The sequence below is a fragment of the Streptomyces sp. NPDC093064 genome, assembly GCF_044754605.1.
Taxonomy (GTDB): domain Bacteria; phylum Actinomycetota; class Actinomycetes; order Streptomycetales; family Streptomycetaceae; genus Streptomyces.
The window spans coordinates 189,933-212,601 of record NZ_JBIVPK010000012.1; the positions used below are offsets into that span (position 1 = coordinate 189,933).

General features: G+C 72.2%; 20 protein-coding genes. 12 read left to right on the forward strand and 8 right to left on the reverse strand.

Features of this window, described 5'->3' with window-relative positions:
• The first annotated feature begins 32 nt into the window (after nucleotides 1-32).
• On the forward strand, nucleotides 33-299 hold the full coding sequence (locus tag ACIQFZ_RS17425) for a WhiB family transcriptional regulator (RefSeq protein ID WP_376651205.1): 267 nt from the start codon (nucleotides 33-35) through the stop codon (nucleotides 297-299).
• On the opposite strand, the gene ACIQFZ_RS17430 is transcribed toward ACIQFZ_RS17425, so the two are convergent.
• From ACIQFZ_RS17430 to ACIQFZ_RS17440, 3 genes are all read right to left on the reverse strand, one after another.
• Nucleotides 300-1,274, reverse strand: coding sequence for an acyl-ACP desaturase (locus tag ACIQFZ_RS17430; RefSeq protein WP_365432023.1), 975 nt, complete (start codon nucleotides 1,272-1,274; stop codon nucleotides 300-302).
• Between the two features lie 238 nt (nucleotides 1,275-1,512).
• Nucleotides 1,513-2,289 carry a dimethylargininase gene (gene ddaH / locus ACIQFZ_RS17435; protein ID WP_365432020.1) on the reverse strand — a complete coding sequence of 259 codons (777 nt, stop codon included), beginning with the start codon at nucleotides 2,287-2,289 and terminating at the stop codon, nucleotides 1,513-1,515.
• 105 nt (nucleotides 2,290-2,394) lie between these two features.
• Nucleotides 2,395-4,020, reverse strand: coding sequence for an ABC-F family ATP-binding cassette domain-containing protein (locus tag ACIQFZ_RS17440; protein WP_402691591.1), 1,626 nt, complete (start codon nucleotides 4,018-4,020; stop codon nucleotides 2,395-2,397).
• 311 nt (nucleotides 4,021-4,331) lie between these two features.
• Here ACIQFZ_RS17440 and ACIQFZ_RS17445 point away from each other — a divergent pair, with 311 nt between their 5' ends.
• The gene (locus tag ACIQFZ_RS17445; protein WP_402691592.1) at nucleotides 4,332-5,006 is read left to right on the forward strand and encodes a GPP34 family phosphoprotein; all 675 of its coding nucleotides are present in this window, start codon (nucleotides 4,332-4,334) and stop codon (nucleotides 5,004-5,006) included.
• Nucleotides 5,007-5,079: 73 nt separating this feature from the next.
• Here the strand turns inward: ACIQFZ_RS17445 and ACIQFZ_RS17450 are convergent, their stop codons facing one another.
• The gene (locus ACIQFZ_RS17450) at nucleotides 5,080-5,496 is read right to left on the reverse strand and encodes an SsgA family sporulation/cell division regulator (protein WP_383058621.1); all 417 of its coding nucleotides are present in this window, start codon (nucleotides 5,494-5,496) and stop codon (nucleotides 5,080-5,082) included.
• A gap of 240 nt (nucleotides 5,497-5,736) precedes the next feature.
• On the opposite strand from ACIQFZ_RS17450, the gene ACIQFZ_RS17455 reads away from it, so the two are divergent.
• The 3 genes from ACIQFZ_RS17455 to mmpA all read left to right on the forward strand — a co-directional run bounded on the left by ACIQFZ_RS17455 (nucleotide 5,737) and on the right by mmpA (nucleotide 7,171).
• Nucleotides 5,737-6,063 (forward strand): plasmid stabilization protein, encoded by a 327-nt coding sequence (locus ACIQFZ_RS17455; RefSeq protein ID WP_365432008.1) that lies wholly within the window; start codon nucleotides 5,737-5,739, stop codon nucleotides 6,061-6,063.
• Between the two features lie 92 nt (nucleotides 6,064-6,155).
• On the forward strand, nucleotides 6,156-6,857 hold the full coding sequence (locus tag ACIQFZ_RS17460; RefSeq protein ID WP_402691593.1) for an endonuclease V: 702 nt from the start codon (nucleotides 6,156-6,158) through the stop codon (nucleotides 6,855-6,857).
• Nucleotides 6,858-7,024: 167 nt separating this feature from the next.
• On the forward strand, nucleotides 7,025-7,171 hold the full coding sequence (gene mmpA / locus ACIQFZ_RS17465) for a morphogenic membrane protein MmpA (RefSeq protein ID WP_361410381.1): 147 nt from the start codon (nucleotides 7,025-7,027) through the stop codon (nucleotides 7,169-7,171).
• A gap of 27 nt (nucleotides 7,172-7,198) precedes the next feature.
• On the opposite strand, the gene ACIQFZ_RS17470 is transcribed toward mmpA, so the two are convergent.
• Nucleotides 7,199-8,377 carry a saccharopine dehydrogenase NADP-binding domain-containing protein gene (locus ACIQFZ_RS17470; RefSeq protein WP_365422676.1) on the reverse strand — a complete coding sequence of 393 codons (1,179 nt, stop codon included), beginning with the start codon at nucleotides 8,375-8,377 and terminating at the stop codon, nucleotides 7,199-7,201.
• A 231-nt stretch (nucleotides 8,378-8,608) separates the two neighbouring features.
• Between ACIQFZ_RS17470 and ACIQFZ_RS17475 the strand changes: the two genes are divergently transcribed.
• The 3 genes from ACIQFZ_RS17475 (at nucleotide 8,609) to ACIQFZ_RS17485 (ending at nucleotide 13,366) form a co-directional block, all read left to right on the forward strand.
• Complete coding sequence (locus tag ACIQFZ_RS17475; RefSeq protein WP_402691594.1) at nucleotides 8,609-9,817, forward strand: CaiB/BaiF CoA transferase family protein; 1,209 nt, start codon at nucleotides 8,609-8,611, stop codon at nucleotides 9,815-9,817.
• Between the two features lie 88 nt (nucleotides 9,818-9,905).
• Nucleotides 9,906-11,120, forward strand: coding sequence for an acetyl-CoA C-acetyltransferase (locus ACIQFZ_RS17480; RefSeq protein ID WP_365422681.1), 1,215 nt, complete (start codon nucleotides 9,906-9,908; stop codon nucleotides 11,118-11,120).
• A 50-nt stretch (nucleotides 11,121-11,170) separates the two neighbouring features.
• Nucleotides 11,171-13,366: a 3-hydroxyacyl-CoA dehydrogenase NAD-binding domain-containing protein gene (locus ACIQFZ_RS17485; protein ID WP_402691595.1), complete on the forward strand. Its 2,196-nt coding sequence runs from the start codon at nucleotides 11,171-11,173 to the stop codon at nucleotides 13,364-13,366.
• Nucleotides 13,367-13,374: 8 nt separating this feature from the next.
• On the opposite strand, the gene ACIQFZ_RS17490 is transcribed toward ACIQFZ_RS17485, so the two are convergent.
• Complete coding sequence (locus ACIQFZ_RS17490) at nucleotides 13,375-14,127, reverse strand: MerR family transcriptional regulator (protein ID WP_365422686.1); 753 nt, start codon at nucleotides 14,125-14,127, stop codon at nucleotides 13,375-13,377.
• A 241-nt stretch (nucleotides 14,128-14,368) separates the two neighbouring features.
• Here ACIQFZ_RS17490 and ACIQFZ_RS17495 point away from each other — a divergent pair, with 241 nt between their 5' ends.
• Both ACIQFZ_RS17495 and ACIQFZ_RS17500 read left to right on the forward strand, forming a co-directional pair.
• A complete protein-coding gene (locus ACIQFZ_RS17495; RefSeq protein WP_365422689.1) occupies nucleotides 14,369-15,835 on the forward strand; it encodes an amino acid permease in 1,467 nt (488 codons plus the stop codon).
• A gap of 42 nt (nucleotides 15,836-15,877) precedes the next feature.
• Nucleotides 15,878-16,360: a macro domain-containing protein gene (locus ACIQFZ_RS17500; RefSeq protein ID WP_376651211.1), complete on the forward strand. Its 483-nt coding sequence runs from the start codon at nucleotides 15,878-15,880 to the stop codon at nucleotides 16,358-16,360.
• Nucleotides 16,361-16,402: 42 nt separating this feature from the next.
• Here ACIQFZ_RS17500 and ACIQFZ_RS17505 read toward each other — a convergent pair whose 3' ends face one another.
• Complete coding sequence (locus tag ACIQFZ_RS17505; protein WP_402691596.1) at nucleotides 16,403-17,896, reverse strand: M1 family metallopeptidase; 1,494 nt, start codon at nucleotides 17,894-17,896, stop codon at nucleotides 16,403-16,405.
• A 150-nt stretch (nucleotides 17,897-18,046) separates the two neighbouring features.
• Nucleotides 18,047-18,982 carry an FAD-dependent oxidoreductase gene (locus ACIQFZ_RS17510; RefSeq protein ID WP_402691611.1) on the reverse strand — a complete coding sequence of 312 codons (936 nt, stop codon included), beginning with the start codon at nucleotides 18,980-18,982 and terminating at the stop codon, nucleotides 18,047-18,049.
• A gap of 90 nt (nucleotides 18,983-19,072) precedes the next feature.
• Here ACIQFZ_RS17510 and ACIQFZ_RS17515 point away from each other — a divergent pair, with 90 nt between their 5' ends.
• Together ACIQFZ_RS17515 and ACIQFZ_RS17520 are read left to right on the forward strand one after the other, a co-directional pair.
• The gene (locus ACIQFZ_RS17515; RefSeq protein WP_383058608.1) at nucleotides 19,073-20,104 is read left to right on the forward strand and encodes an oxidoreductase; all 1,032 of its coding nucleotides are present in this window, start codon (nucleotides 19,073-19,075) and stop codon (nucleotides 20,102-20,104) included.
• A 36-nt stretch (nucleotides 20,105-20,140) separates the two neighbouring features.
• Nucleotides 20,141-21,781, forward strand: coding sequence for an ABC-F family ATP-binding cassette domain-containing protein (locus ACIQFZ_RS17520; RefSeq protein ID WP_383058607.1), 1,641 nt, complete (start codon nucleotides 20,141-20,143; stop codon nucleotides 21,779-21,781).
• The last annotated feature ends 888 nt before the right edge of the window (nucleotides 21,782-22,669 follow it).

Sequence of the window (22,669 nt, forward strand, 5' to 3'; positions counted from 1 at the left end):
AATGTTTCGCGTCGACCGGCACGATCCCGTTCATGCACTTCGAGACGACCACCCCGGCCGACATCGCCTGGCAGGACCGGGCCCTGTGCGCGCAGACCGGGGCCGACTTCTTCTTTCCCGAGCCGGGCAGCTCGGTGCGTGAGGCGAAGCGCATCTGCGGGATGTGCGAGATGCGCTCGGCCTGCCTGGAGTACGCCCTCGCGAACGACGAACGCTTCGGCGTCTGGGGCGGCCTGTCCGAGAAGGAACGGCAGGCCCTCGGGCGGACCGGGCGGTCCGCCCCGTGCGCGAACGGCTGATCAGGCGCCGGCCCGCGCCGCCATCCGCGCCCGCCGCGCGGCGAGCCGCTCGTCGAACTTCGTCGCCTCGTCGTCCAGCCCGCCCATGAACAGGCCCAGCTCCTCCTGCGCCTGCAGGCCCTCGGGGCCGAGGCCGTCGATCTCCAGCACCTTCAGGAAGCGCAGCACCGGCTGGAGCACGTCGTCGTGGTGGATGCGCAGGTTGTAGACGCCGCCGATGGCCATCTGCGCCGCCGCCCGCTCGAAGCCGGGGATGCCGTGGCCGGGCATGCGGAAGTCGACCACCACGTCCCGCACCGCCTGCATGGTCAGGTCGGGCGCGATCTCGAAGGCCGCCTTGAGCAGGTTGCGGTAGAAGACCATGTGCAGGTTCTCGTCCGTCGCGATGCGCGCCAGCATGCGGTCGCAGACCGGATCGCCGGACTGGTGCCCGGTGTTGCGGTGCGAGATACGGGTGGCGAGCTCCTGGAAGGCGACGTACGCGACCGAGTGCAGCATCGAGTGCCGGTTGTCGGACTCGAAGCCCTCGCTCATGTGCGCCATCCGGAACTGCTCCAGCTTGTCCGGGTCGACCGCGCGCGAGGCGAGCAGGTAGTCGCGCATCACGATGCCGTGCCGGCCCTCCTCGGCCGTCCAGCGGTGCACCCACGTGCCCCAGGCGCCGTCCCGGCCGAACAGGGTGGCGATCTCGTGGTGGTAGCTGGGGAGGTTGTCCTCGGTCAGCAGGTTGACCACCAGAGCGATCCGGCCGACCTCCGTGACCTTGGACTGCTCCTTGTCCCAGGCCTCGCCGTCCTCGAAGAGACCGGGGAAGTTGCGGCCGTCGCTCCAGGGCACGTACTCGTGCGGCATCCAGTCCTTGGCGACCGTCAGATGCCGGTTCAGCTCCTTCTCGACCACTTCCTCCAGCGCGTACAGCAGCCGCGCGTCGGTCCATGCGGACGGGCTGCCGAGGTGAGGAGAGGTGAGGGTCACGGAAACTCCAAGGGGACGCGCGGGGAAGCGGGGGCGGGCAGGGCGGAACGGAACGGCCCGGCGAGCGGTGCACGGGAACCTACGGGATCGTAGGCTACGAAACCGTAGGTTACGAATCCGTAGGTTAAGTTCGCCGTAAAGGTGGCTGATCAGAAGGGTGCAGAAAAGGAGTTGACGGACGCCCAGAAGCACTCCAGGACCGCAGGTCCCGGGGTTGGAACAGGCGCCGCCTGCCTCGTCAGGCGTACAACTCCCGCAACCGTACCGAGAGGCACGTCACACAGCCTTCGAGCTTCTCGAACTCGCCGATGTCCACCACGACCGGCTCGAAGCCGAGGTCGCCCAGCAGTTCCGCCGTCTTCGGCGCGCTCGCCGCCATCAGCAGCCTGTCGCCGCCGAGCAGCACCACATGGGCGCCGGACTCCTCCGGCACCGGCAGGAAACGCGGGTACAGCGACGGCGTGTCCACCTTCGGGATGTGCCCGATGACCGTCCCGTCGGGCAGCGCCGTCACCGCCGACTTCAGATGCAGCACCTTGCTCACCGGTACGGTCACGACCCGCGCCCCGAGCGGCTCGAACACCGCCCGCAACTGCCGCACACCGGCCGCGTTGGTGCGCCCGCCGCGGCCGACGTAGACCGTGTCGCCGACCTTCAGCACGTCCCCGCCGTCCAGCGTGCCCGGCTCCCAGACCCAGTTCACCGAGCAGCCCAGACGGGCCACGGCCTGCTCCACCCCGGCGGTCTCGCCACGCCGGGACCGAGCGCCCGGACGGGTGATCAGGGCGACGTTTCGGTACACGACGACGGTGTCCTCCACGAACACCGCGTCGGGGCAGTCGTCGGCCGGTTCGACCTCGACCGTCTCCCAGCCGTGGCCGCGCAGCGCCTCGACGTACGCCTCCCACTGCCGCACCGCCAGTTCGACGTCGACCTCCTCCCGCTCGACATGCGTCACCAGCCCTTCGGCGAGACGCGGACCGGGGTGGCGGACGAGGGCCTTCTTGGTGGGCACGAGGGGCCTTTCGTGTCTGCACGCGGGCGGTTCCCGGCGCGGCCGTGACCGCACCGGGCCGCCATCATGCGACAAGCGTCCGCCCGGACAAAAGCCCGCCGGGCGCTAAGCGGGATTCGCGACGGATTCCCAGGTGGTTTCCCGCAGTTCCCCTTCCTCCAGCAGCAGCCAGCGGGTGATGCCGAGGGACTCCAGGAACGGCAGGTCGTGGCTGGCCACGATCAGGGCGCCCTCGTAGGACTCCAGGGCCGTCGTCAGCCGGCGCACGCTCGCCATGTCCAGGTTGTTCGTCGGCTCGTCGAGCATGAGCAACTGCGGCGCGGGCTCGGCCAGCAGCAGCGCGGCCAGCGCGGCCCGGAAGCGTTCGCCGCCGGACAGCGAAGCCGTGAGCTGGTCGGCGCGGGCGCCCCGGAACAGGAAGCGGGCCAGCTGGGCCCGGATCCGGTTGTTGGTGGCGCCCGGCGCGAGACGGGCCACGTTCTCGGCCACGCTCAGCTCGCCGTCGAGGATGTCCAGCCGCTGCGGCAGGAACCGCGCCGGCACATGCGCGGTCACCTCGCCCGACACCGGCGCCAGCTCCCCGGCGACGGTACGCAGCAGCGTCGTCTTGCCCGCCCCGTTGCGCCCGACCAGCGCGACCCGCTCGGGACCGCGCAGGTCGAGACCTCTGTCGACGCACGCGCCGTACGCCAGTTCCAGATCCCGCAGGGTGAGCACGGTACGGCCCGGCGGTACGGCCGTGTACGGCAGGTCGACGCGGATCTCGTCGTCGTCCCGGACCGCCTCCGCCGCCTCGTCGAGCCGTTCCCTGGCCTCGGCGAGCCGCTCCTCGTGCATGATGCGGTGCTTGCCCGCGGACTCCTGCGCCGCGCGCTTGCGGGCGCCCATGACGATCTTCGGCTCGCGCTTCTGGTCCCACATCTTCTGGCCGTACCGCTTGCGCCGGGCCAGCTTGACCTGGGCGTCGGCCAGTTCGCGCTGCTGCTTGCGCAGGTCGGCCTCGGCGACGCGCATCATGCGCTCGGCCGCCTCCTGCTCCAGGGCGAGGGCCTCCTCGTACGCCGAGAAGTTCCCGCCGTACCAGGTGACCTGGCCGGAGTTGAGGTCGGCGATCTGGTCGACGAGCTCCAGGAGTTCGCGGTCGTGGCTGACCACGACCAGCACGCCCGGCCAGGACTCGACGGCCGCGTACAGCCGGCGGCGCGCGTGCAGGTCGAGGTTGTTGGTCGGCTCGTCGAGCAGCAGCACGTCCGGCCGGCGCAGCAGCAGCGCGGCCAGCCGCAGCAGCACCGACTCGCCGCCCGAGACCTCGCCGATGGTGCGGTCCAGGTCGATGCGGCCGAGCCCGAGCTCGCCGAGGGTGGCCAGGGCGCGCTCCTCCACGTCCCAGTCGTCGCCGACCGTCTCGAAGTGCTCCTCGGCGACGTCACCGGCCTCGATGGCGTGCAGCGCGGCCCGCTGCGCGGCGATGCCGAGCGCCTCGTCGACCCGCAGCGCGGTGTCGAGCGTGACGTTCTGCGGAAGGTGTCCCACCTCGCCGGTGACGCGGACGGCACCGCCGGCCGGTTCGAGTTCGCCGGCGATCAGCTTCAACAGGGTGGACTTTCCCGAGCCGTTGACGCCGACCAGGCCGGTCCTGCCCGGACCGAAGGCGATGTCGAGGCCGGTGAAGACGGGGCTGCCGTCGGGCCAGGCGAAGGAGAGGGAGGTACAGGTGATGGATGAGGACATGCGCGCCTCGCGATTGCTGGGTGCGGTCAGGGGCAGACGCGTGTGAGGCACCGCGGGGCGAGGTCACCGTGTGGAACGGGGGTCACGGGGCATGAGAAGAGCCCTGGGCCGGATTTCCTTCGGGACGGCTCGGACGCCGAGGTCGCGCGCCACGTACACACCTGACCGGTGCGACGCGGTGCCTCAGGACCTCAGACGAGCAACGTCCTTCTCCAATCGACGGCAACAGGACCGCTGAAAACGGTAGGAGGGGCCGGGGCACCTGTCAACGAAATAATGGGTGGGCCCGAGCCCCCCGGAAGGAGGCCCCCGTGCCCGACGGTTCGCTCTCGCTGCCCGCCCGGCTCTACCTGCTGGCCTGGGACACCAAGCGGCTGAAGATCACCGGCACCGCCCAACTGCACCACCTGGTCCGGGCCGGCGCCCTGACCGAGCTGGCCCAGCGCGGACTGCTCGTCGACGACGACGGCATCGCCGTACCCGCCAACTTGGACACCGACACCGGGGACCCGGTGCTCGACGGACTGCTCGAACTCGTCCGGGAGTCCCGGCCCCGCCGCTGGAAGACCTGGGTGACGCTGCACGCCCGAACCACCCTCGACGCCGTGCGGGAGCAGCTGGCCGCCGAAGGGTTTCTGCGCGCCGAGCGGCGCCGGGTCCTCGGTGTCCTCCCGTCCGTGGACTACGCCCTGGAGCGCGTCGCCGTCGTGGACGCGTTGCGGGAGGAGGCACGCCGGGCGCTGGAGGGCCCGGTGCCGGCCGCGGAGGTCTCCGAACGCGACGCGGCCGTCGTCGCTCTCGCGGCCGCCGCCGAACTGCGCACCCTGGTGCCCGCCAAGGACCGCAAGCGCCACCGGCAGCGGATCGAGGAGCTGACCGAGCGCAGCGGAGCCGCGGCCCCCGCGCTGCGCCGCGTGGTGCGCGAGGTGAGCGCGGCGGTGGTCATGGCGACCACGGCGGCCTCCGCCGCCGCGGCGAGCGGCTGACCGGGACCGTCCGGGCCCCGGGGCCGTCAGCCCCGGGCGCCCCGCCCACGGGCCCCGGACCGGATGGGGGCCGTCAGCAGGCGTCCCGCATCAGCTCCGCCAGATCGTGGTCCAGGTCGAACTGGAGGTGCTCCAGACCGAGCGGCACCAGCTCGCTCGTGGCCTCCAGGAAGCGCCGTATCTCACCGCTGCGGACATGCACCACGGCCGTGCCCTCGGGGGCGTGGAACTCCATGACGGTGCGGTCGAAGCCGTACGGCCGCACCCGTACGTCGCCGTCGCCCTCGGGCTCCCGCAGGCCGGCCGCCAGCAGGTCACGGGCGAAGAGCCAACAGACGTCCACGCCTTCGAGGGTGGCCGGGGCCGGGAAGGTCATCCGGACGGCGAACGGGTCGCGCCGGTCGTAGTGCAGCGTGGCGGGAATGCTGGGCATCCGTGGCGTGGCGGAGACCAGGCGCGCCTCCACGAACTGCTCGATGTCGGTGGACATGGCCTTGCTCCCTTGTGACGGCTGGACGAACCTCCGGTCGGATGAGGCCGGGCACTGGAAGAGACGACGGAAGCCGCCGATCCGTGCACACGAGGAGCGAGTGACCTCCGTCACCGCGCTCATTCACGGACGTGGCACGCCTCTCGCGTCGCTCGACTGGACGACTGGATATCGCCCGATATGGCGAACCGATCCAGAATTGCCGGTATCCGTTCCTTGCACAGAGAGGAAGTGAACGGCATGCCACGCGGTTCCAGTTCCAAGCGCGAGCGCCAGTACGAGCACATCAAGCAGAGCGCGCAGGTCCGGGGGGAGAGCACCGAACGCGCCAGGGAGATCGCCGCGCGCACGGTGAACAAGGAGCGTGCCCGCAGCGGCGAGTCGAAGACCGCCGGTCGCACCTCCACCCAGGACATGTCCTCCGGCAGGCGGGGCGGGCAGCGTTCGGGCCGGGGCTCCGAGGGGCCCACCTACGACCAGCTCTACGAGGAGGCCAAGCGGCGCAACATCCACGGCCGCTCGGACATGAACAAGCAGCAGCTGCGGCAGGCCCTGGGCAGAGGCTGACCCCCGGTGCCCAGCCGGGCGGGCCCGCCTCCGGTCAGGAACGCGGGCCCGCCCCGCCGTGCCGTACCCGTTGGCCGTACGCTCGGCCCATCATGACGACGACCGTACGCGTTCCCGCGGGCTGGCCCGCCACCGATGAGCAGGCCCGCGCCGTCCAGGACGAGTTGCGCGAACGGGTGGTGCGGGACGAGCCGGGCCCGCCGCCCGGTACGGGCCACGTCACGGGGGTCGACGTGGCCTACGACGACGAGCGGGATCTCGTCGCCGCGGCGGCCGTCGTCCTGGACGCCGCCACCCTGCGCGTCGTCGCCGAGACCACCGCCGTCGGGCGGATCTCCTTCCCCTACGTGCCCGGGCTGCTGGCCTTCCGTGAGATCCCCACCGTGCTCGCCGCGCTGGACGCCCTGCCCTGCCCGCCCGGCCTGGTCGTCTGCGACGGCTACGGGCTGGCCCACCCCCGGCGCTTCGGACTGGCGAGCCACCTCGGTGTGCTGACCGGACTGCCGACGATCGGCGTCGCCAAGAACCCGTTCACCTTTACCCACGAGGATCCGGACACCCCGCGCGGCAGCGCCTCCCCGCTGCTCGCCGGCACCGAAGAGGTCGGCCGGGCCCTGCGCACACGGGACGGCGTCAAGCCGGTCTTCGTCTCCGTCGGCCACCGGGTGAGCCTGGACAACGCCTGCGGGCACACCCTCGCCCTCACCCCGCACTACCGTCTCCCGGAGACGACCCGCCGCGCCGACGCCCTGTGCCGCCGCGCCCTGCGCGAGGCCTCGGAGGACAGGGCCTAGAGTCACGGGGGCGCGTGTCCGGCTCCGGAGCCCAGCTCCGAGGCCCGGCTCTGGGTTCGGGTCCGAGGCCCGGCTCCGGGGTCCGGGTCCGAGGCCCGGTTCTGAGTACGCCATCTGAGTATCCGTACGGATGTGGCCACCGGGAGCCCGTAGGCAGGCTGTGGTGCATGACGACGCACCGTTCCCACAAGCCCCTCGCCGACCCGGCCCGCCCCGTCGAGCGTGCCGTGAACACCGCCCTGATCCTCGCCGCACTGGCCGGGCTCGGCTGGATAGCCGGGATGATCTGGACCGTGGCCGACTGGTCGCTGTAGCCCGGTGCCGCCGTAGGCCGGTCGGGTCTAGCGGCTCGTCGCGATCCGGAAGGTGATGCCTGCCCGGCGCAGGCGGTCGATGAGGGCGTCACCCATGGCCACCGCCGTGGTGACCTGGCCCGCCGTCGGCGGGAGGTCGTCGAGCGCCAGCGCGAGCGCCGACTCGGCGAACATCTTCGCCGTCTCGCCGTACCCCGGGTCGCCGCCCGCCACCTCGGTGAACACCCGCCGTCCGCCGCCCTCGCCCACGAACCGCACCGAGAACCAGCTCCTGGCCCGCTTCTCCGCGCTGGGCCCCTCACCGGGCTGCAGTCGTCCGGACAACCAGCGCCGGGCGGGCGGCAGTTGGGCGGCGGTCAGGACCGCGCCGAGGGCGGCGGCACCGCCCACGGCGACCGGCAGGTGCCGCACGGCCGCGTAGTGGCGGTAGCGGAAGTCCGGGCCGTAACGTTCCAGCACGCGCGCGGAGCGCCGCACGATCTGCGGGTCGATGGTCGGCAGCGGCACCGCCCAGGCGCCCACCTCCCCGGCGAACCGCGGCGCGCCCGTCGGCGTGACCGCCCGCCGCCCCAGCAGCCGCGGCTCGTGCCGCGCCCGTTCCCGCGCGGCGGCCCGGACCCGCAGGGGACGGGCGAACTGGCTGAGCGCCGACGCGAGGGTCCCACCCGAGAAGGCGGCGTCCACCCGGACGAATCCGTCCACGGTCAGCGGTACGCCCTCCGGCAGCTGCCGGACGGTGAAGTACACGCCCAGGTCGGGCGGTATGGAGTCGAATCCGCAGGCGTGCACCAGGCGTGCCCCGGTCTCGCGCGCGCGTGCGTCGTGCCGGACGTACACCAGGTCCACGAACTCGGGCTCGCCGCACAGGTCCAGGTAGTCCGTGCCGCTGTCGGCGCAGGCGGCGACGAGTTCCTCGCCCACCGCCGCGTAAGGGCCCACGGTGGTGGCCAGCACGCGCGCCTGCCGGGCGAGGTCGCGCAGGGAGTCCGGGTCGGCCGCGTCCGCGCGCAGCACTCCGACGGACGCACCCGAGGGCAGCCGCTCGCGCAGTTCCCGGAGCCGCTCCTCGCTGCGTCCGGCGATGGCCCAGCGCAGCCCTTCGGGGGCGTGCGCGGCGAGGTACTCGGCGGTGAGCGCCCCCACGAAGCCGGTGGCTCCGAAGAGGACGACGTCGTACGGACGGTCGGAGTTCCTCAGCCTGCTCATGACACTCCTCGCTCTCGCAGCCCGCGCCGCTGTCCGTGGCCGAGGCTAGCGTGAGGAGTGCGCGGTCCGGCGGCGAGGGCCCGGCGGTGAAGGCGCGGCGGTGCGGGATACGGCCACGAGGCCACCGGGTACGCCTTGGCTAAGCGCTTGCTCGCCAAGGGCTTGTATCCGCTGGAACACGTTCTTAGCATCATCGGTGTTACATCGGTTGTGTCACAGTGAGGGGACCTGATGACAACGGCAGAGGCGGCGGGGCGGCACGGGCCGCTGACCGGTGTGCGCGTGGTCGAGCTGGCCGGCATCGGCCCCGGCCCGTTCGCCGCGATGCTGCTGGCCGACCTGGGCGCCGACGTCGTCAGGGTGGACCGCCCCGGCGGCGCCGGACTGGGCATCGATCCCGCCCACGACATCACCAACCGCAACAAGCGCTCGGTGGTCGTCGACCTGAAGTCCCCGGGCGGCCCCGCCCGCGTCCTCGACCTCGCAGCCCGCGCCGACATCCTCATCGAGGGCTACCGCCCCGGCGTCGCCGAGCGCCTCGGCGTCGGCCCCGGGGCCTGCCACGCCCGCAACCCGCGGCTGGTCTACGGCCGGATGACCGGATGGGGCCAGGACGGACCGCTCGCCCCGCGCGCGGGACACGACATCGCCTACATCGCCGTGACCGGCACCCTCGGCATGATCGGCGAACCGGACACGCCCCCGGCCGTCCCCGCCAACCTCCTCGGCGACTACGCCGGCGGCTCCCTCTACCTCGTGGTCGGCGTCCTCGCCGCCCTGCACCACGCGCGCGCGACCGGCACCGGCCAGGTCGTGGACGCCGCGATCGTCGACGGTACCGCCCACCTCTCCGCGATGATCCACGGCATGCTCGCCGCCGGCGCCTGGCAGGACCGCCGCGGGGCCAACCTCCTGGACGGTGGTTGCCCGTACTACGGCACCTACGAGACCGCGGACGGCCGGTACATGGCGGTCGGCGCCCTGGAGCAGCGGTTCTACGACGAGTTCACCGGACTGCTCGGCCGGGCGGAGCACGCCGGGGCCCGTACCGACCACACCCGCTGGGGGGAACTGCGCGAGGCGGTCGCCGCCCGCTTCAAGTCCCGCACCCAGCAGGAGTGGACCGCGGTCTTCGAGGGCTCCGACGCCTGCGTGGCCCCCGTGCTGTCGCTGCGCGAGGCCCCGCACCATCCGCACCTCGCCGCCCGCGGCACCTTCACGGAGCACGCCGGCCTCAGCCAGCCCGCCCCCGCGCCCCGCTTCTCCGCCACCCCCACCGCCGTCCGCACCGGCCCCGCCCGGCCCGGCGACGGCACGGCGGCCGTGGCCCGCGACTGGGACCTGCCCGCACTCCTGGAGGACGGGATGGACGGGATGGACGGGAAGCGCGAGAAGGTCGGGACGGACGGGAAGGCAGATGACGGGGAGGACGGCTCCTGACGGACCCACGACCACGACACGTTCCCCCGACCCGCCCCGGCTCCTCCCCACCGCCTCCAGGACACCACCCTCGTCGAAAGGCTTGTCAGTGAGCACCGAAGCGTACGTGTACGACGCGATCCGCACCCCGCGCGGGCGCGGCAAGGCCAACGGCGCCCTGCACGGCACGAAGCCCATCGACCTGGTCGTCGGCCTCATCCACGAGATCCGCGACCGCTTCCCCGGACTCGACCCGGCCGCCGTCGACGACATCGTGCTCGGCGTCGTCGGCCCGATCGGCGACCAGGGCTCCGACATCGCCCGGATCGCCGCCATCGCCGCGGGACTGCCGGACACGGTGGCCGGTGTGCAGGAGAACCGCTTCTGCGCCTCCGGCCTGGAGGCCGTCAACCTGGCCGCCGCCAAGGTGCGCTCCGGCTGGGAGGACCTGGTCCTCGCGGGCGGCGTCGAGTCGATGTCCCGGGTGCCGATGGCCTCCGACGGCGGCGCCTGGTTCAACGACCCGATGACCAACCTCGCCGTCAACTTCGTACCGCAGGGCATCGGCGCCGACCTGATCGCCACCATCGAGGGCTTCTCCCGACGGGACGTCGACGAGTACGCGGCCCTGTCCCAGGAGCGCGCGGCCACCGCCTGGAAGGAGGGCCGCTTCGACCGCTCCGTCGTCCCGGTCAGGGACCGCAACGGGCTCGTCGTCCTCGACCACGACGAGCATCCGCGCCCCGGCACCACCGCCGACTCGCTGGCGGCACTCAAGCCGTCCTTCGCGGACATCGGCGAACTGGGCGGCTTCGACGCCGTCGCCCTGCAGAAGTACCACTGGGTGGAGAAGATCGACCACGTCCACCACGCGGGCAACTCCTCCGGCATCGTGGACGGCGCCTCGCTGGTCGCCGTCGGCTCCCGCGAGGTCGGCGAGCGGTACGGACTCACCCCCCGCGCGCGGATCGTCTCCGCCGCCGTCTCCGGCTCCGAGCCCACCATCATGCTCACCGGGCCCGCTCCCGCCACCCGCAAGGCGCTCGCCAAGGCCGGCCTGACCATCGACGACATCGACCTCGTCGAGATCAACGAGGCGTTCGCGGCGGTCGTGCTGCGCTTCGTGAAGGACATGGGCCTGTCCCTGGACAAGATCAACGTCAACGGCGGCGCCATCGCGCTGGGCCACCCGCTCGGCGCCACCGGCGCGATGATCCTCGGCACCCTCGTCGACGAACTGGAGCGCCAGGACAAGCGCTACGGTCTCGCGACCCTCTGCGTCGGCGGCGGCATGGGCGTCGCCACGATCGTCGAGCGCGTCTGACCCGCCCCCAGCGGCGCCCTCAGAACCCAGACTTCAACGGAGACCCCGACATGACCGAGAGCACCACCATCCGCTGGGAGCAGGACGACACCGGCGTCGTCACCCTCGTCCTCGACGACCCCGACCAGTCCGCGAACACCATGAACCAGGCGTTCCGCGACTCCCTCGCCGCCGTCGCCGACCGGCTGGAGACGGAGCGGGAATCCGTCCGCGGCATCATCCTCACCTCCGCGAAGAAGACCTTCTTCGCGGGCGGCGACCTGCGCGACCTGATCCGGGTCACCCCGGACACCGCCCAGGAGCTCTTCGACGGCGGCCTCGCGCTCAAGCGGAACCTGCGCCGTATCGAGACCCTGGGCAAGCCGGTCGTCGCCGCGATCAACGGCGCGGCCCTGGGCGGCGGTTACGAACTCGCCCTGGCCTGCCACCACCGGATCGCGCTCGACACCCCCGGTACGAAGATCGGCTGCCCGGAGGTGACCCTCGGCCTGCTTCCCGGCGGCGGCGGGGTCGTCCGCACCGTACGGCTGCTGGGCATCACCGACGCCCTGCTCAAGGTGCTGCTCCAGGGCACCCAGTACAACGCGCGGCGCGCCCAGGAGAACGGGCTCGTCGACGAAGTGGCCACCTCTCAGGACGAGTTGCTGGCCAAGGCCCGCGCCTTCATCGACGCCAACCCCGAGTCCGGGCAGCCCTGGGACAAGCCCGGCTACCGCATCCCGGGCGGCACCCCGGCGAACCCGAAGTTCGCCGCCAACCTGCCCGCCTTCCCGGCCAGCCTGCGCAAGCAGACGAACGGCGCCCCCTACCCGGCCCCGCGCAACATCCTGGCCGCCGCCGTCGAGGGCGCCCAGGTCGACTTCGAGACCGCCCAGGTCATCGAGGCCCGCTACTTCGTGGAACTGGCCGCGGGGCAGACCTCGAAGAACATGATCCAGGCGTTCTTCTTCGACCTCCAGGCCGTCAACTCCGGCGCCAGCCGGCCCCAGGGCGTCGAACCCCGCCAGGTCCGCAAGGTGGCCGTTCTCGGCGCCGGGATGATGGGCGCGGGCATCGCCTACGCGTGCGCCCGCGCGGGCATCGAGGTCGTCCTGAAGGACGTGTCCCCGGAGGCCGCCGCCAAGGGCAAGGGCTACTCGGAGAAGCTGTGCGCCAAGGCCGTCGCCAAGGGCCGTACCAGCCAGGAGAAGGCGGACGCGGTGCTCGCCCGCATCACGCCCACCGCGGAGACCGCCGACCTCGTGGGCTGCGACGCGGTGATCGAGGCCGTCTTCGAGGACCCGGCGCTCAAGCACAAGGTGTTCCAGGAGATCGAGCAGGTCGTCGCGCCGGACGCGCTGCTGTGCTCCAACACTTCCACCCTGCCGATCACTCTGCTCGCCGAAGGCGTGGAGCGCCAGACCGACTTCATCGGGCTGCACTTCTTCTCACCCGTGGACAAGATGCCCCTGGTCGAGATCATCAAGGGCGAGCGCACCGGCGACGAGGCGCTGGCCCGCGCCTTCGACCTGGTCCGGCAGATCAACAAGACCCCGATCGTCGTCAACGACTCGCGCGGCTTCTTCACCTCCCGGGTCATCGGCCAGTTCATCAACGAGGGCGTGGCGATGGTCGGCGAGGGCATCGAGCCGGCGTCCATCGAGCAGGCGGCGGCCCAGGCGGGCTACCCGGCCAAGGTGCTGTCCCTGATGGACGAGCTGACCCTCACCCTGCCCCGGAAGATCCGGGCCGAGTCGCGGCGGGCGGTGGAGGAGGCGGGCGGCACCTGGACCCCGCACCCCGCGGACGCGATCGTCGACCGCATGGTCGACGAGTTCGGCCGCACGGGCCGCAGCGGCGGCGCCGGCTTCTACGACTACGGCGAGGACGGCGCTCGCGCCGGACTGTGGCCGGGTCTGCGTGAGCACTTCACGACACCGGGGTACGAGATTCCGTTCCGGGACATGCAGGAACGCATGCTCTTCGCCGAGGCGCTCGACACGGTCAGGCTCCTGGAGGAGGGCGTCCTGACCTCCGTCGCCGACGCCAACATCGGCTCGGTCCTCGGCATCGGCTTCCCGGGCTGGACCGGCGGGGTGCTGCAGTACATCAACGGCTACGACGGCGGCGCCGGGGCAGGGGCCGGTCTGCCCGGCTTCGTGGGACGTGCGCGGGAACTCGCCGAGCGCTACGGCGAGCGTTTCACCCCGCCGGCGCTGCTGGTGGCGAAGGCGGAGAAGGGGGAGACCTTCACCGACGCGCGCTGACGGGCCGCTCAGCCGGACGGCGGCTCCTGAGGCCCCCGGGGATCCGCTCCCCGGGGGCCCTCTCGCCCGGCCGTGTCCAGCCACTCCCGCAGCTCCTCCTTCAGCGAGCGCTGGAAGGTGGTGAGCAGGGCCTGCACCACCAGGGGGTGCATATGGGCGGAGAGGGACTTCACGTCGCGGGTGTCGCGTTCGGCGACGGCGTCGCGCAGCAGCTTCGACAGCTCGTGGGCGGCCGTACGCGCGTGCTCGGTCAGCACCGTGCGGGCGGCGAGGATCGTCTCCTGGGACAGGGGTACGTCGAGGAGCTCCACGCCGAGTCGCAGCAGACCGGAGTCGACGCGGAAGGACTCGCCGTCGGCCTCGACGACGTTCATCGCGGCCAGCCGCCGGACGTCCTCCTCGCCGAGCGGCCGGCCGGCCCGGCGCTCCAGCTCCCGCCGGGACAGCGACTCCGCGGTGTCCGGCGCCCAGGACGCGACCACCGCGCGGTGGATGGCGAGGTCGTGCGGGGTGAGGTCCGGCGGCAGCTGCCGCAGATGACGTTCGATCGCGGCGAGCGTCATGCCCCGCAACTGCATCTCCTCGATCAGCGCCAGGCGCGCCAGGTGCTCCTGGCCGTAGCGGCCCACCCGGCGCGGGCCGATCACCGGCGGCGGCAGCAGGCCCCGGCCGCTGTAGAAGCGGACCGTGCGCACCGTGACACCGGCCCGTGCGGCCAGCTCGTCGATCGTGAGGGTCGGCTCGTCGGCGTCGGTCGTCATCGCAGCAGTATCGCTGTCTCACCGACGCTGTGAAAGCCCTGACCTGCTGGTGTATGGCTGGTGGCCGATGAGTGAATGACGCGTGTGAGAAGTCCCGCTCTGTGACGTACGCCATCGCAGGGGAACCGACCGCCGGGGATGCTGCCGTTCTGGTCTGTGCCGCGACATGGGTGGTGCGGGCCGCGACACGTACGGACACCCGGGCGCACGCTGCCCGGGGCACCAGAAAGTGGAACCACCCTTGAGCAAGGATGCCGTGCCCACGGCACAGGTCGCCCCCCACCCCCAGGCGACCGGGACGCCCGCCGACGCGGGCGACGCCGGATACAGCAAGGACCTCAAGCACCGCCACGTCAACATGATCGCCATCGGCGGGGCGATCGGCACCGGCCTCTTCCTCGGCGCGGGCGGCCGCCTGCACAACGCGGGACCGGCGCTGGCGCTGGCCTACCTCGTCTGCGGCGTCTTCGCGTTCTTCGTCGTCCGGGCCCTCGGCGAGCTGGTCCTGTACCGGCCCTCGTCCGGCTCGTTCGTGTCGTACGCGCGCGAGTTCCTCGGCGAGAAGGGCGCCTACGTCGCCGGCTGGATGTACTTCCTGAACTGGTCGACGACCGGTATCGCCGACATCACGGCGATCGCGCTCTACACGCACTACTGGAGCATGTTCACGTCCGTCCCGCAGTGGGTGCTCGCGCTGATCGCCCTCGCCGTGGTCCTCGCCGTGAACCTGATCTCGGTGAAGATCTTCGGCGAGATGGAGTTCTGGTTCGCGATCGTCAAGGTCGCCACCCTGGTCGGCTTCATGCTGATCGGCGTCTTCCTGCTGGCCACGCAGCACGACGTCGGCGGCCGGACCCCGGGCCTGAGCTCGATCAGCGACCACGGCGGGTTCTTCCCGCACGGCGTGATGCCGGTCGTCCTCGTCATGCAGGGCGTGATCTTCGCCTACTCCGCCCTGGAGATGATCGGTGTCGCCGCCGGTGAGACCGCCGAGCCGGAGAAGATCATCCCGCGCGCGGTGAACTCGATCATGTGGCGGGTGGGCCTGTTCTACGTCGGCTCGGTCATCCTGCTCGCCCTGCTGCTGCCCGGTTCGGTCTACTCGGCCGGGGAGAGCCCCTTCGTCACCGTCCTGTCGAGGATCGGCGTCCCGGCGGCCGGCGACGTCATGAACCTCGTCGTCCTCACGGCCGCCATGTCGTCGCTGAACTCCGGCCTGTACACCACCGGCCGCATCCTGCGCTCCATGGCCGCGGCGGGCTCCGCTCCGAAGTTCACCGGGGTGATGAGCCGCACCCGGGTCCCCTACGGCGGCATCCTCCTGACCTGCGCGGTCTGCGTGCTCGGCGTCGGCCTGAACTACCTCATGCCCAGCCAGGCCTTCGAGATCGTGCTGAACGTCGCCTCCCTCGGCATCGTCAGCACCTGGGTGACCATCATGATCTGCCACCTGGTCTTCGTCCGCCGTGCCAAGGCCGGCCTGCTCACCCGCCCGCACTTCCGCCTTCCCGGCAGCCCGGTCACCGAGATCGCCACGATCGTCTTCTTCGTCGGCTGCCTTGCCATGATGTGGAACGACCCCGAGGTGGGCCGCAAGACCCTCCTGCTGATCCCGCTGATCGCCCTGCTCCTGGTGGCCGGCTGGTTCGGCGTCCGCCGCCGCGTCTCCCGAACGGCCGACCGGGAGCTCTCCGGAATCACGGAGTAACGGCCCCACACCGCTGTCAGGGCCACCCCGTACGGGGGCGTCATGCCGGAGATCACATACATCCGGGGTGACGCCACCGCGCCCTCCGCCGAGGGCGTCAAGGTGATCGCCCACGTCTGCAACGACATCGGCGGCTGGGGGAGGGGCTTCGTCCAGGCCCTCTCCCGGCGCCGGCCGGAGCCGGAGGCCGCCTACCGGGCCTGGCACCGGGACCGTGCGGACAACGACTTCGGCCTTGGTGCCGTCCAGCTCGTCCGGGTGGAGCCGGATGTGTGGGTGGCCAACATGATCGGCCAACGCGGCATCCGGCGCAGAGGCGAGGCCGTCGCGCCCGTGCGGTACGAGGCGATCGACACCGCACTGGACCGGCTCGCCGTCCGTGCGGTCGAACTCGGCGCGTCCGTCCACATGCCCCGAATAGGCTGCGGCCTGGCCGGCGGCACCTGGGACCGGATCGAGCCGCTGATCGACGAACGGCTGGTGCGCCGGGGGATCGCGGTGACGGTGTACGACCACGAGGGGTGAGGCCGGGCGGCCCGGGGTCTGTCCCTGCCGCCCGGCCGTGGCTCACCTCGTGTGCACGTCGTTCGTCGCCTCGATCTTCTTCCACGACCTCGGCTGCTCGGGCGCCGCCGGCGTCTTCGCCAGGGACGCCGCGCGCGCCGCGGGTGCGGCCGGCTTGGACGGCTGGAACAGCCAGGTGTCGAAGAGGGCCGCAAGCGGCTTGCCGGAGACCTTCTCGGCGTACTCCTGGAAGTCGGCCACGGAGGCGTTGCCGTAGGCGTGCTTCTTCGGCCAGCCCTTCAGAAGGGCGAAGAACGCCTTGTCGCCGATCTCGTTGCGCAGCGCCTGGACGGCGAGCGCGCCCCGGTCGTAGACCGCGATGTCGAACTGGTCGTCAGGACCCGGGTCGCCCGGCGCGACCGTCCAGAAGCGGTCGTCGGCGGGGTGCGAGGCGTACACCCAGTCCGCCAGCTCCTGCGCGGTGCCCTCGCCCTCGTGCTCGGACCACAGCCACTGGGCGTAGCGCGCGAAGCCCTCGTTGATCCAGATGTCCTTCCAGCCCTTGAGCGACACGCTGTCGCCGTACCACTGGTGGGCCAGCTCGTGCACGACCACGGACGTGTTGGAGCCCTTCGCGAACTGCCTCGGGCTGTAGTACACCCGGGTCTGCGTCTCCAGCGCGTACCCGGTCGTCGTGTTCGGCACATAGCCGCCGGCCGAGCTGAACGGATATGGCCCGAAATAGCCGCTCAGCCAGTCGACGATCTCCCCGGTGCGCTCGACGCTCGCGCGCGCCGCCCCGGCGTTGTCGCCGAGGTCCCTGCTGTAGGCGTTGAGGACGGGGACGCCGTCCTCCGAGGTGCCCGTCGTGATGTCGAACTTCCCGATCGCGAGCGTGGCCAGATACGTGGCCTGCGGCTTGTTCTGGCGCCAGTTGTACCGGGTCCAGCCGAGCTGCGAGCCGGTCGACTGGAGAGTGCCGTTGGAGATCGCCTGCGTGCCGTCCGGCACGGCCACCGACACGTCGTAGGTGGCCTTGTCACTCGGGTGGTCGTTGCTCGGGAACCACCACCAGGCCGCCTCCGGCTCGTCCGCCGCGATCCCGCCGTCCGGAGTGCGGTGCCAGGTGGTGAAGCCGTACGCGCTCTTCGTGGACGGCACCCCGCTGTAGCGGACCACCACCGTGATCGGAGTGTTCCTGGCCAGCGGCTTCTTCGGGGTGACCACCAGCTCGTGCTGGCCGGAGGTGGTGAAGGCGGCCGTCGCGCCGTTGACCCGGACCTCGCTGACGTCCAGCAGGAAGTCCAGGTCGAAGCTGGACAGGTCCTGCGTGGTCCGCGCCTCGATCGTCGCCGTGCCCTCCAGCTCGTCCGTGACCGGCTGGTACTTCAGCCTGAGGTCGTAGTGGGAGACGTCGTATCCGCCGTTGCCGTAGTACGGGTAGTAGGGGTCGCCGATGCCCGGTGCGCCGGGGGAGTGGCTCGCGGCCGATGCCGGGATCGCCAGCAGCAGGGTGGCCGCCGCCAGTGCGCCCGGCGCGATCATTCTGCGGTGCACGTCAGCTCCAAGTCGTAGGGACACGAGGTTCGTTCGGAGCCTATTCAGTCCCGTGGGTCACAAACATGTCCATGCCCACCGCTGTCACACGATCGCCATTCGGCCGTCATGAGTGACACATGCTCAGAGGCCTTTCCGGCCCCAGCCCGCTCAGACGGCCGGGTACGCCAGCGCGGCCGCCCGGCGCGCACAGCCCCAGGCCACGGTGACCCCGGCCCCGCCGTGCCCGTAGTTGTGCACCAGCACCCGCCCGCCCGGCAGTTCCTCGCGCTCCAGCCGTACCGCGTGCCGGGACGGCCGCAGCCCGACCCGGTGCTCCAGCACCCGCGCCCCGGCGATCTCCGGCCGGAGAGCCGCACACCGCTCGACGATCCGCTCGGCCACCGCCGGATCGGGCGTCAGCGACCAGTCGTCCTCCTCGGCCGTGCCGCCGAGCAGGAGCCGGCCCGGCTGCGGGAAGACGTAGGTCGGGGACTGCGAGGCGGGGTCGACGGACGTCAGCCACGTCGTGATCCCCGGGTTCTCCACGACCACGAGCTGACCGCGCACGGGACGCATCGCGGGATCGGGGACGAGCTCACGTGCGCCGAGGCCGGCGCAGTTCACGACGACCGGGGCGTCGACCGCCGCCAGATCCGTCACTTCCCGTTCCTCCACGATGCCGCCCGCCGCGGTCAACCGCTCCCGCAGCCACGGCAGATGAGCCGACATGTCGATCAGCGGAAGCCGCGCCCACAGCGCCGTGCCCGCCGCCCACTCCCCGGCGTGCGCCGGGCGCAGACCGGGCACCCGCGCCGCCCACGGCCCCAGCGAGTCGAGCCGCGTCCCGCCGTGCACGCCCTCGACCAGGCGTACGCCCGTCTCGTCGGGACGCCCGGCCAACTCCTCGTACACCGCCAGGGATTCGAGTGACCACTCCCCGACGAGCGACTCCGGCTCGATCCGGTACGGCCACCACAGCGCGCCCGCGACCGCCGACGTCGTCCGCTCGGCCGGTTCACGCGTCCACACCCGCACCCGCCGGCCGCGCTCGGCCAGCACGACGGCCGTCGTCAGCCCGATGACGCCGCCGCCGACCACCACCACCTCGACACCCGGCCCACTGTCCACGCGGCGCACGGTAGCGGAAGGCGCACACCGTGCTCACCTCGCCCCCTGGCCGGGAATACTCATGGCATGCCTGCCGAGTACACGACCTTCGGCCTGGCCCCGGCGACGCGTCCCGGGGAGATCCTCGCCGACGGCGGTCACCAACTCCACCGGGACTTCGTGGACTTCGTCGTGGACGGACGGCCCTTGCTCTTCCGGCTCGCCGACCTGGACGCGGTCTCCCCGCTCGCCTCCGACATCCCGCCCGCGATCCTCGCCGCCCAGGTGCGCGGCCTGCTGCTGGAGAACGAGGCGCCGCTGCCGGGAGGCCGGTACCTCGTCTACGGCTGCCCCGAGTGCGAGGACCTGGCCTGCGGCGCGGTCACCGCCGTCATCGAGAGGGCCGGCGCCGACGAGGCGGACTACGTCTGGCGGGACTTCGCCTGGCAGACGGACGAACACGCCGACCTGGAACGGGACGGCTACCACGGCATCGGCCCGTTCCGCTTCGCCGGCGCCGAGTACCGCGCGGCACTGGGCGCGCTGCTGGACGGCGGCGGCCCCGCGCCCCGCCGCCGGGTGCTGCTCGTCGGGGCCCGGGTCGCCGCCCTCGCCAGACTCGCCGCCGCCCTGCGCGCCATCGGCATCGGCGCCGACATCACCCGCGACCCGCTCCACGTCCACGCCGACGAACTGCGCCAGTACGGAGCCGTCGCCTTCGGTCCGGCGGTCGGCCCGGCCGAACGCGCCGCCGTCCGGGGCGCCTTCGAGCGCGCGGGCGCCGACGTGGCCTACGTCGACGGGCCGGCCCCGATCGTGCCGCTCCTGGTCGCCCAGATCGAACAGGCCCTGGACCGCGTTCCTGTGGAGCGGCGCCGGCTGACCCGGCTGGCGGCCGCAGACGGCGTGGCGGACGTCGAGGTCACCTCCGCCTGCCGGGTCCGGCTCACCGTCCACCGCCTCGACCGGTTCCACCGCAGCCACACCCAGGAGGTCTTCGACGGCGTCCTGGAGCCGGGCCGGCACCGGCTCGCGCTGGGCGCCGGGGCGGTGAAGCGCAGGTCCTTCGTGGTGGCGCGCACGGCAGGGGGCGTGCTGGTGGCGGCGGTGGCGCACTGAGCGCGTCGGGGCACGGCCATTAGGATCGGTCCTCTGATGACTGCCACCCTCGTTGCCAAGAACCTCGCCGCCGGGCACGGCGACCGCGCGCTGTTCGCCGGACTGGATCTCGTCGTCGCGCCCGGGGACGTGATCGGGCTGGTCGGCGCCAACGGCGCGGGCAAGTCCACGCTGCTCAGGATGCTCGCCGGGCTGAGCACCCCGGAGCAGGGTGAGATCACCCTGTCCCCGCCGACGGCGAGCGTCGGGCACCTTCCCCAGGAGCCGGAGCGGAGGCCAGGGGAGACCGTACGGGAGTTCCTCGCCCGGCGCACCGGGGTGGCCGAGGCCCAGCGGGCGATGGACGAGGCCACGCAGGCCCTCGTCGAGGGAGCGCCGGGCGCGGACGACGCGTACGCGACCAGCCTGGAGCGGTGGCTCGGCCTCGGCGGCGCAGACCTCGACGAGCGCGCCGAGGAGGTCGCCGACTCGCTCGGCCTGGCCGTCGGCCTCGACCAGCCCATGACGTCCCTCTCGGGCGGCCAGGCGGCCCGCGCGGGACTCGCCTCGCTGCTGCTGTCCCGCTACGACGTCTTCCTGCTCGACGAGCCGACCAACGACCTCGACCTGGCCGGCCTGGAGCGCCTGGAGCGGTTCGTGACCGGGCTGCGCGCCGGGACGGTCGTCGTCAGCCACGACCGCGAGTTCCTTGTGCGTACCGTCACCAAGGTCCTCGAACTCGACCTCGCCCAGGGCCGGATCAACCTCTACGGCGGCGGATACGCTGCCTATCTGGAGGAGCGGGAGGTGGCCCGCCGGCACGCCCGCGAGGACTACGAGGAGTACGCCGACAAGCGGGCCGCCCTCCAGGACCGTGCCCAGACACAGCGCGCCTGGATGGACAAGGGCGTGAAGAACGCCCGGCGCAAGGCGGGCAGTGACAACGACAAGATCGGCCGCAAGTTCCGCAGCGAGGCCAGTGAGAAGCAGGCCGCGAAGGCCCGCCAGACCCAGCGCATGATCGAGCGGCTCGAGGTCGTCGAGGAGCCCCGCAAGGAGTGGGAGCTGCGCATGGAGATCGCGTCGGCCCCGCGGTCGGGCGCGGTCGTCGCCACGCTCCGGGACGCGGAGGTGCGCCGCGGCGGCTTCGTGCTCGGCCCGGTGTCCCTCCAGATCGACTGGGCGGACCGGGTGGCGGTCACGGGCGCCAACGGCGCGGGCAAGTCGACGCTGCTGGGCGCGCTGCTGGGGCGGATCCCGGTGGATGCCGGGCACGCTGCCCTGGGCTCCGGTGTGCTGGTCGGCGAGGTCGACCAGGCCCGCCGCTTCTTCCACGGCCCCGAGTCCCTGCTGGACGCCTTCTGCGCGGCGGTGCCGGACACCGAGCCGGTGGAGGCGCGCACGCTGCTCGCCAAGTTCGGCCTGAAGGCGGACCATGTGACGCGTCCCGCCGCGACGCTCTCCCCGGGCGAGCGCACCCGGGCCGCGCTCGCCCTCCTCCAGGGCCGGGGAGTCAACCTCCTGGTCCTGGACGAGCCCACCAACCACCTGGACCTGCCGGCCATCGAGCAACTGGAATCGGCCCTGGACTCCTACCAGGGAACCCTCCTGCTGGTCACCCACGACCGCCGCATGCTCGACGCCGTACGCGTCACCCGCCGGCTGGAGGTCGCCGCGGGCAAGGTGACGGAACACTAGGCCGTTTCCTGCCTTGGCCGGACCCGCGGTAAACGCTCCGACGCGGGGTCTTACACTCGGTCACCGTTGCCCAGCGGAACGAAACCGCAGATCGGAAGGCATGGTCACCCATGTTCCAAGACGCCCCCATTTATCACCAACTCGTAGCCGAGCGAGGCGACGTGCCCGCACGCGTACGGGACGCGGCCACGGCCATACACAGGCAACTCGAGGACGTGATGCGAACAGGGCGGCCCAACGCCGCCTTCCAGCCAGGCCCGCCGCCGCCCCCAGGCGCGACCCCACGCCCCCACTCGGAACTCCCCCCGGGCCAGCACCCGCCGCGATAACGCCTCTGCTGCCACGAGCCGGGCCAACGGGTGGCCCCTGTCGCCCCGTCGACGGTCCTGCCGCTACGGGACGGTCAACGGCCCCAGCCGGTACAGCCCGGTCAACTGCCCCCAGCCACCGGCCGGTCAACTGCGCACTGCAATCGGCCGGTCAGAGGGCTGACAGATGGCAGTCGGCCGGCGTTCTGTTGCTGTGCGGGTCGGTCGACTGACCGCAGCCACCAGTCCGTCAGCGGCACGTCGCCACCGGTCGGTCAACTGCCCCGCCGTCCCGCCCGGTGAAGGGGTGGCCGGTAGCAGTCGGGTGACGTCCGCTGCTGCGGGTCGGGCAACGGCCTGACGCCACTGGCCGGGCCAACGGGTCGTTGTTGTCGCTCCGTTGACGGTCCGCCGCCACGGGGCGGTCTACGGCTCACCCGGGTTCAGCCGGGTCAACTGCCGCCGCCAGCGGGCGACTGCCCGCGGCTACCAGCTCGTCACTGGCGTGCCACCACCGGCGGCTCGACTGCCCGCCACCACCGGCCCGCCCGTGGCCCGCCGTCCCCGGCCGGTCAATGGG

What these genes read in the sequence shown, in the direction of transcription:
- ACIQFZ_RS17455 (WP_365432008.1), top strand. Translation starts at nt 5,737, where the DNA reads ATGCCACGCGGTTCCAGTTCCAAGCGCGAGCGCCAGTACGAGCACATC.
- ACIQFZ_RS17515 (WP_383058608.1), top strand. Translation starts at nt 19,073, where the DNA reads ATGCCTGCCGAGTACACGACCTTCGGCCTGGCCCCGGCGACGCGTCCC.
- ACIQFZ_RS17500 (WP_376651211.1), top strand. Translation starts at nt 15,878, where the DNA reads ATGCCGGAGATCACATACATCCGGGGTGACGCCACCGCGCCCTCCGCC.
- ACIQFZ_RS17470 (WP_365422676.1), bottom strand. Translation starts at nt 8,377, where the DNA reads ATGAGCAGGCTGAGGAACTCCGACCGTCCGTACGACGTCGTCCTCTTC.
- ACIQFZ_RS17440 (WP_402691591.1), bottom strand. Translation starts at nt 4,020, where the DNA reads ATGTCCTCATCCATCACCTGTACCTCCCTCTCCTTCGCCTGGCCCGAC.
- ACIQFZ_RS17485 (WP_402691595.1), top strand. Translation starts at nt 11,171, where the DNA reads ATGACCGAGAGCACCACCATCCGCTGGGAGCAGGACGACACCGGCGTC.
- mmpA (WP_361410381.1), top strand. Translation starts at nt 7,025, where the DNA reads ATGACGACGCACCGTTCCCACAAGCCCCTCGCCGACCCGGCCCGCCCC.
- ACIQFZ_RS17475 (WP_402691594.1), top strand. Translation starts at nt 8,609, where the DNA reads ATGACAACGGCAGAGGCGGCGGGGCGGCACGGGCCGCTGACCGGTGTG.
- ACIQFZ_RS17460 (WP_402691593.1), top strand. Translation starts at nt 6,156, where the DNA reads ATGACGACGACCGTACGCGTTCCCGCGGGCTGGCCCGCCACCGATGAG.
- ACIQFZ_RS17425 (WP_376651205.1), top strand. Translation starts at nt 33, where the DNA reads ATGCACTTCGAGACGACCACCCCGGCCGACATCGCCTGGCAGGACCGG.
- ACIQFZ_RS17490 (WP_365422686.1), bottom strand. Translation starts at nt 14,127, where the DNA reads ATGACGACCGACGCCGACGAGCCGACCCTCACGATCGACGAGCTGGCC.
- ACIQFZ_RS17450 (WP_383058621.1), bottom strand. Translation starts at nt 5,496, where the DNA reads ATGTCCACCGACATCGAGCAGTTCGTGGAGGCGCGCCTGGTCTCCGCC.
- ACIQFZ_RS17520 (WP_383058607.1), top strand. Translation starts at nt 20,141, where the DNA reads ATGACTGCCACCCTCGTTGCCAAGAACCTCGCCGCCGGGCACGGCGAC.